A 6,816-nucleotide genomic window follows, 5' to 3' on the forward strand; every position below is an offset into this window, starting at 1 on the left:
GAAGCGCAACAGCCGATGGCCGCGTAGTATCGATCCGACACGCGTCCACTTTTTCGGGGCAACTCCAGGGCGTATACATGTTCGGGAACCGCGGTTCCGCACACGTATACGCCTTTCGTATACGCGTCCTGTATACGCGTCACCTATACGCCGTCTCTACCACAGCCCCGCCTTCCCCTTCACGCTCTCAATGATCGCCTTGGGATCGTAGCCCACGCCCTGCCTGAACACCGTGTTCACCTTGCGGATATCGGTGATGTCGGCCGCGGGGTTGCCGTCGAGTACCACCAGATCCGCGTACTTGCCGGTGACGATCGACCCGGTGAACGCACCGCGGCCGATGTGCTGCGCCCCGTTGAGGGTGGCGATCTTGATGGCTTCGACCGGGGCGAAGCCGGCTTCGACGAGTAGCTCCACGGCGCGCTGATTGGAGAAGCCGGCGACGAGGCCACCGCCGCCGGTGGGGTCGGTGCCAACGACCAGCGTGCCGCCGGCCTTGGCGAAGGCGCGCTCAAAGGCCATGCCCTTCGGGAAGGCGGCGATGTACGGCGACTGCGTGTTCGCCTGCGTCGCCTTCCAGCGGCGTTCGTACTCCTCGCGGAGTTGCGGCAGCAGCACGTCGAGCCCGGCGCCCATCGGGCGGTTGGGGGTGAACGTTTCGAAGATCGTCAGCGTGCTCGTAACCGTGACCTGCTTGCTGATCAGATACTTGAAGAGCGCCTGCACCTCGGCGCTGTTCGGATCGAGCTGGGCCATGGTCTGGGTCGCGGCGCCGCCACGGCCCGTGCAGGTATCGGGCTTCTTGTTCGGCACGAAGTCATTCATGGCAAAGAAGCCATGCTCGAGATCATCGATGCCGGCGTCGGCGGCCTCGCGATAGGTCACCGAGCAGAGATGGCCGGTGATCTTGAGCTGCCGCGCATGCGCCTCGCGCGCGGCCACCTTGAGCTCATCACGCGTGATGTTCATGTACGCCTTGAAGCTCGTCGCGCCCTGATCGGCCCAGTACTGCACGAGCTTCTTGGCGTCGGTGGTATCGCGTAGCGCCATGACCTGATTGAAGCCCATGCCGGGCCCCTCGAGATAGGGCGCGGTCGCGTCGATATACGGCCCGACCTTCTGCCCGCTGGCAATGGCGCGCGCGATGAGCAGCTCGCTGAAGCCGTTCATGTTGCCGCCGCTGCGCATGCTGGTCACGCCACCGGCGAGATAGAGCCGGCTGAAGCTCTCCGTAAGGTTGGCGTAGGTGCCGCTCCCCACGGGGTAGTAGAGGTGCTCGTGCACCATCACGAGCCCGGGGATGACGGTCTTGCCGCTCAGATTCACCACCTGGGCGCCGGCCGGGATCACGGCCTTCGCGGCATCACTGATGCTCGTGAAGCGCCCATCGCGAATGACCAGCGTCTGATTCTCCCGCGGCGCGGCGCCAGTGCCATCGATGACGCGCACATTCGTGAGCGCGAGCACGGTGGTGTCGTAGCGCACATAACTGCGCGCGGCGGGGCCCACCGGAGCGCGCTGGGCTTCCGCCGACGCGGCGAGCACGAGTCCGACGGCCACCGCGATGTTCTTGCCTTTCATGTGCCTGCTCTGCGGAGGGGCGGAGGAGCGGAAGGGCGGAGTATGACGGCAGCAACATCCGTTGCTCCGCGCCTCCGCCCCTCCGCATGTCGGGTCCAGCAATACCTGGTTACTCGAGTCCCAACTGCTTACGGATTGCCGCGTTCGGCCCTTCGAACTTGGGCAGCGCCACGTTCCCGATGTATCCGAGGTCCTTCCATCCCTGCGGGGTGGTGTAGAACGCCGTGGCGGTCTGGTCGCGGATCGTGTCGAAGAACTGCGCCGCGAAGCGATGTTCCGGCTTCGCCTTCGGGAGATAGCAGATGTCGTCGCAGATCGCCGTCTTCTGGGCGTCCGTGCACAGATGGAAGCGCTTGCCGAAGCGGGCGGTCGATTCGCGATCAAGCCAAGCCAATCCACCGCGCACCCGCACCAGCGATGCCTCGCCGCCGGGGCGGCTGGCCCATTCGTTGATGTAGCCTGGGGCACCGACCGCGCTTGCCGATGGGCTTTTGTCGTCGGCCGGGATGATCATATCGCAGAGCGCCTTGAGCGTCGTGAGCTCGCGCAGCGACAGGAGCATGGGCCAGTCGGCCTTGGCCACCTGCAGCACCGGATCACTCGGCGTGCCCCGCGGCCCTTTCTTGCGCACCGGCTGCTGCGCCTCGTCGAGCAACGGCAGCGGCGCGCGCGACACCGGTGCCGGCGCGGCCGATGCCGACGTTGGCAGCATGGGCACCACCGCGGCCACGGCCATCACGCGCAACGCATCGCGGCGGTCCATCCCCGACGGCTGAACAGCCGCGCCCTCCGCGCCCTCTGCGGCCGTCACGAATTCTTCCATCGTCTCCGCGTCCTCGCCCCCCATCAGAGTGCCCCCCGCTTCAATTCTTCGACCAGGTGATCGCAGCTCCGCCACGCCAACGCGAGAATGGACAAGGTGGGGTTCTTGTCGGCGTTCGACACGAAGCTCGCGCCGTCGGTCACGAACAGGTTCTTCACTTCCCACGCCTGCCCGAATTCGTTGAGCACCGACTTTTTCGGGTCGCTGCCCATGCGCACGGTACCCACTTCGTGAATGATCGAGCCGCCGGTGGCGATCGCCCGCGCCCCATCGGTGGGGACCGTGCCCTGCACCGTCCCTCCCATCTGCGTCACGATGTCCTTGAAGGTGTTCACCATGTGCAGCGCCTGATTGGTCTCGTGATCGGACCACTTCCAGTGGAAGCGCAGTACCGGGATCCCCCACTGGTCCACCGCAGTCGGATCGAGCTCGCAGTAGGAGTCTTCGTTGGGGATCATCTCCCCGCGGCCATCGAAGTACATGAACGAGCCGTAGTAGCGGCGCGCTTCCTCCTTGAACTTCTTGCCGTACGCTCCCTGCGTGTACGTCTCGAGCCCGCCAAAGATGCCGGGGCCGGGCATGCCGCGGCCGCCGCCGAACTCGATGTGGTAGCCGCGGGCGAAGTTCATCTTGCCCGCCTTCTGATCGCCGTAGAGCCACCACGGCATGTACATGTGAATGCCGGCGGTGCCGTCTTCGTTGATGGGCGGCAGCCCCTCGAGCTTTGGAATCTGCGCCGAGATGCCGGCGCCGACGGTGTCCATGAGGTACTTGCCCACGAGGCCGCTGCCATTCGCGATGCCGTTCGGGAACAGCGAGCTCTTGGAGTTGAGCATGATGCGCGCGGTTTCGCAGGCGCTCGCGGCCAGCACCACGACCTTGGCCGTTACGTGATGATCGGCGCGCGTGACCTTGTCGACGTAGTGCACGCCACTCGCCTTCCCCTGCGCATCCACCGTGACCTCACGCACCATCGCATCGGTGATGAGGGTGACGTTGCCGGTGTACATCGCCGGCGGCAGCAGCACGGTGGTACTCTGGAAGTTGGCCTTGATGGAGCAGCCGCGCCCGCAGTCCGTGGCGTAGAAGCACGCCATGCGTTCGCTCATGCTCTTCTTGAGCACCCGCTGCGCGAGCGCGTTCCCCGGATGCAGCTTCTGAGGCAGGCGATTGGCGTCCTGCGGGCGCGTGAGCACGGCGCGATGCGCGGGGATCACCGGGATCTTCATGCCGTCGCACGCGTGCTTGGCGAGCAGCTCGTAGGTGCGCGCCGCCGGCGGCGGCTGCAGCACGCCCGGCGAACTGCGGGGTGTGTTCTCGAGATCGTCGTCGCCGCCGTACACGCCGATGAGCATCTCGGTCTTGTCGTAGTAGGGCGCGAGCTGCTCGTACGTGAGCGGCCAGTCTTCACCCAGCCCATCGCGGCTCTTGGGCTTGAAGTCGTACGGACCCATGCGGAGCGAGATGCGCCCCCAGTGATTGGTGCGGCCGCCAAGCATGCGGGCGCGCCACCAGCTGAACTGCGTCCCCGGTGCCGTCGTGAAGGGCTCCCCCGGTACGCGCCAGCCGCCATCAACGGTGGCGTCGTAGAACCCGAACGGTTTGTTCGCATCGCCGCTGCCGCGCAGGGGCGCGTCCTTGGGCGTCTGGAACATCGGTGTCTCAGTGACCGGGTCGTAGTCACGCCCGGCCTCGAGGAGCAGCACCTTGAGGCCCTGCACCGAAAGCTGGTAGGCGGCCATGCCGCCACCAGCCCCCGAGCCCACCACGATCACGTCATACTGCGGCGCCACCTTCGAACGACGAGCGGTCACGCAAGGATCTCCGGAGAGGGTCGTGCTGCGGATCGAGCTGCGCGCAGCGGCTCAGAGCTTCTTCATCGCGGCGGCACTCGCCGTGATCGACGCAATCGCATCGGTCGGGTTGTCGTGCTCGATGAACCACCACTGGAGGCCGTTGGCGCGGCCGTCGGCAAGGATCGCCTTGTAGTCGATGATACCGGCACCCACTTCGGTCATCTTGAGCTCCGGCGCCGGCGTCGCGTCCTTCACATGCACGGCGACAATGCGGCCAGGCCACTGGTTGATGATCTCGAGTGGCTTGCGGCCAGCCTTGGTGGCCCAGTAGCAGTCGAGCTCCAGCTTGACCAGCGCGGCATCGGTTTCCGACGTGAGCACGTCCCACATGGTGGTGCCCTCCATCGGGGCGAACTCGCCGTCGTGATTGTGGTAGCCGAACATGAGCCCGAACTCCTTGGCTTTCTCGGCGCCCACGTTGAGCCGCTCGCACAGCTTCTGCACGTTGGCCTTGGTGCCGCGGTAGTTGTTCCCCACGCTCGGCACGATCACCAGCTCATGGCCCATCTGCGCGGCGCGCTGGAAGATCGCGTTCCATCCATCGTCGGCCGCCGGCAGCCCTTCGTGCGTGGACGGAGCGCGCAGCCCGCGCTTCTTGAGCGCCGCCGTCCACCAGGCGGCGTCCTTGTTGTAATAGCCGGCGAATTCGAGCTCGGTGATCCCGGCCTTGGCGATCGCGTCGAGGGTCCCCTCGAGATCCTTGGCCATCGCACTGCGCACGGTGTACAGCTGCAGCCCGATATTGCGAATGCGGCGCTCCGGCATGGCGTTGGCGATGAAGGGCAACAGGGTGCTGCCGGCCACACCGGCCGCCAGATAACGCAGAACTTCACGGCGGGACAGCGCGCCGGACGATTCGAACGACTCCATCGGGGTCTCCCGGCGCCGGCTCATGCCGCGCCTCGTGCCAACTGCGTGAGTGCGTCACCGGTGACGCGATAGACCGTCCACTCATCATTCGCGCGCGCGCCCAGCTTCGTGTAGAAGCCGATCGCATCCACGTTCCAATCGAGCACCGACCACTCGAGGCGGCCGCACTGCCGCGTCATCGCCAGCTGGGCGAGGTGCTGCAGCAGCGCCTTCCCAATCCCGTGGCCGCGATACGCCGGTCGCACAAAGAGATCTTCGAGATAGATCCCGGGGCGCGCGAGGAAGGTGGAGTAGTTGTGGAAGAACAGCGCAAAGCCGGCCACGGCGCCGTTCCATTCCGCCAGCACGACCTCCGCATACGGACGCGGGCCAAAGAGCGTCTCGCGCAGCAAGGCATCGGTGGCGATGCACTCGTGGCGCAGCCTTTCGTAGTCGGCGAGGCCTTCGATGAGCTCCCGGATGACGGGAACATCGGCCTCGGTGGCGGGGCGAAGGTGCAGCGACAACGGGACGGCGGGTGGGGGGTGGATGGTCCCCCGAATCTACTGCGCGGACACGCCCTCAGTCACCGCAGCTGTCCATGCCTCGCCCAGCAGCGCGCGGGCCAACGTCGGGTCCTGCTCCATGGCTGCCGCGGCCACCGCCCGCGCCGCGAGCACGCCGATGACGTTCCCGGTCCCCGAGTACCCCCCGAGCGCCCAGACATCGGGGCGCACCTGCTCGATCACCGGCAGCCCCGTCGGCGTATAGGCGGCGCAGGCGGCCCAGCGGTGCGTCACCGGCGCCTGCACCCCGAGGTGGTCGCGCAGGAATCGCTCCAGGAGCCCCTGCACGGCGTCGGTGGGGCGGGCGTCGAGGCTCCACTCGTCTTCCCCACCCTGGTCACGCATGCCCCCCAGGGCGATGCGCCCATCGGGCAACTGCTGCCAGTGCAAGTACCAGCGGGCGCGAAAAGCGGGTTTGTACAGTTGTCCGAGGTCTGTGAGGTTCGCCGCCGCCCTACCTGGCGCCCCCTCTTGGCACTCGGACCGAAGTCCTCCACCTGTGGGCCATGGAGGCTGGTGCACATCGCACCGGTCCCCCACGCCGCGTTCCAATTTGGCCCATTTCCGGGCCACGCGGCCCCAAACGCCTGGACTGGAGATTTTGTATGAGCCCGTTGATGCAGTCGCAGCTCCTGACGCCCGCCACCAGCGGTCCCCGGACCTCTCGGTCGCTCCGAGCCCCCTCCGCGGCCCGATGGAGCGCACGGGCGCGAAAGCGCCAGGCTGCCCGAAAGGCTGTAGCGACCGCCCTGCAGGTGATCCCGGCCGGCGCAGGGGCGTCGACTGAACAGAACCCGTCCCCCCGTCGCCCCGGTCGTCGTCGCGCCGAGCAGACTGCGGTGCAGCCGTACGCGTCGCCGCGTCAGCGAAAGGATACCGGGCGATGGGTCTTCAGCTATCGGAACCCCGCAACGAACGAGTACGTCAAGAACGAAGCGCTGATCAACCCAGAGACGGGCCTGCCCGTGGCCGATGAGGCGGAGGCCATAGCTGCGGCCCAAGCGCGTTACGACGCCCTCAAGGTACACCAGAAGCGGGGACAGCATGGTCTCACACCCACGGAGTGAACCGCCCCGGGTTTGGAGGAGACTCGGTTAATTGAGTGCCAAGCGCTCCGCAGGAGCCGCTTGGGTGCGGTAGA

6 protein-coding genes are annotated in these 6,816 nt (G+C 66.6%); all 6 read right to left on the reverse strand.

What is annotated here, in order from left to right:
- Positions 1-156 precede the first annotated feature (156 nt).
- The 6 genes from K2R93_18930 to K2R93_18955 all read right to left on the reverse strand — a co-directional run bounded on the left by K2R93_18930 (position 157) and on the right by K2R93_18955 (position 6,020).
- Positions 157-1,581 (reverse strand): amidohydrolase family protein, encoded by a 1,425-nt coding sequence (locus K2R93_18930; protein ID MBY0491923.1) that lies wholly within the window; start codon positions 1,579-1,581, stop codon positions 157-159.
- Between the two features lie 109 nt (positions 1,582-1,690).
- Positions 1,691-2,404 carry a gluconate 2-dehydrogenase subunit 3 family protein gene (locus tag K2R93_18935; GenBank protein MBY0491924.1) on the reverse strand — a complete coding sequence of 238 codons (714 nt, stop codon included), beginning with the start codon at positions 2,402-2,404 and terminating at the stop codon, positions 1,691-1,693.
- 23 nt (positions 2,405-2,427) lie between these two features.
- Complete coding sequence (locus K2R93_18940) at positions 2,428-4,146, reverse strand: GMC family oxidoreductase (protein ID MBY0491925.1); 1,719 nt, start codon at positions 4,144-4,146, stop codon at positions 2,428-2,430.
- 123 nt (positions 4,147-4,269) lie between these two features.
- Complete coding sequence (locus tag K2R93_18945; protein MBY0491926.1) at positions 4,270-5,154, reverse strand: sugar phosphate isomerase/epimerase; 885 nt, start codon at positions 5,152-5,154, stop codon at positions 4,270-4,272.
- A complete protein-coding gene (locus K2R93_18950; protein ID MBY0491927.1) occupies positions 5,151-5,660 on the reverse strand; it encodes a GNAT family N-acetyltransferase in 510 nt (169 codons plus the stop codon). The genes K2R93_18945 and K2R93_18950 overlap by 4 nt, the downstream gene beginning before the upstream one ends.
- Positions 5,661-5,672: 12 nt before the next feature.
- Positions 5,673-6,020 carry a hypothetical protein gene (locus tag K2R93_18955; protein ID MBY0491928.1) on the reverse strand — a complete coding sequence of 116 codons (348 nt, stop codon included), beginning with the start codon at positions 6,018-6,020 and terminating at the stop codon, positions 5,673-5,675.
- Between the last annotated feature and the right edge of the window lie 796 nt (positions 6,021-6,816).

The organism is Gemmatimonadaceae bacterium (assembly GCA_019752115.1).
Lineage (GTDB): Bacteria > Gemmatimonadota > Gemmatimonadetes > Gemmatimonadales > Gemmatimonadaceae > Gemmatimonas.